Source organism: Acinetobacter sp. 228 (assembly GCF_048147885.1).
In genome coordinates this window covers 1-1,068 of record NZ_JAYWYV010000558.1, presented here as the reverse complement: position 1 = coordinate 1,068, position 1,068 = coordinate 1, and the positions used below count along the sequence as shown (strand labels likewise).

Below are 1,068 nucleotides of genomic sequence, written 5' to 3'. Positions count from 1 at the left end.
AAAAAACGCTTTCTTCTGAATGCCTACAACAGAGCTCAACTCAGATTGTGCAGCGTCCATGTCAATTCTTGTGGAATCATATTTTGTAAAACAGGTTGTAATGCATCTGCATTATTACCACTTACATAACATTCAATACGTGCAATATTCTGACGTATTTGGTCACATAATAACTCATTTTTTATTAAAATACGGGCTGTTTGTCGGGCAACTGCCAAACCCGAATCAACCAGTGTGAATTGGTTATCAAAAAGATGACGAATGGCTTCATTTAAGAACGGATAGTGCGTACAACCAAGTACCAAATAGTCCGCGCCTTGCTCAACTGCAGGTTGTAAAACTTCTCTTAATGCATTTAAACAAACAGGGCTCATTTGCTGCCCTGCTTCTACACATGGGACAAGCTCTAAACTCGTTAGAGTCATCACTTTAACACCCGCCGGAACAGCAAACTTTTCGACAACATCTTTAATGAGTTGTCCACGAAAAGTAGCTGGTGTTGCCAGTACTGCAACTACTTTAGAACGAGTTTGTAATACGGCAGGTTTTAGTGCCGGTACCAAGCCAACAATCGGGAAGTGTTCGCCATAATGTTCTCGTAAATGATCAAGGCTAAATGCGGAAGCCGTATTACAAGCTACGACCGCAATTTTACAACCCTGACGATATAACCAGTCGACGGCACGAGCCGTTAGCTCTCTGATTTCTTCATCAGAGCGAGGACCATACGGAACATAGGCTGTATCTGCATAATACACAATACGTTCGTTTGGCAAATATTTGGCAATTTCTGCTGCAACCGACATACCTCCAATACCTGAATCAAAAATACCAATTGGGGCATCTGCTAATGCTTTAGGCATAGGTTCTAATTCAGTAAATAAAGGCTGTATGGCTGTCATGGCAGTACTAGAGAGTGTCGGAAAATTTCACTCTATAAAGCTTAAACCTCAAGTGCCTAATTGCAAGTGCAAATTACCACTTTTTAACTGCAAAATGGTTTCGCCTTTATCATTTTCGACCAGTGTTCCATAGTTCACGAGATGATAGAAAGCCTGACGTTGAATA

1 protein-coding gene and 1 pseudogene are annotated in these 1,068 nt (G+C 41.1%); both read right to left on the bottom strand.

Features of this window, described 5'->3' with window-relative positions; all coding sequences use genetic code 11:
• Nucleotides 1-35: 35 nt before the first annotated feature.
• Nucleotides 36-902, bottom strand: coding sequence for a glutamate racemase (murI, locus tag VXQ92_RS20775; RefSeq protein ID WP_000125348.1), 867 nt, complete (start codon nucleotides 900-902; stop codon nucleotides 36-38).
• 48 nt (nucleotides 903-950) lie between these two features.
• A pseudogene (locus VXQ92_RS20770) lies at nucleotides 951-1,068 on the bottom strand (DUF1285 domain-containing protein); the annotation flags it as partial.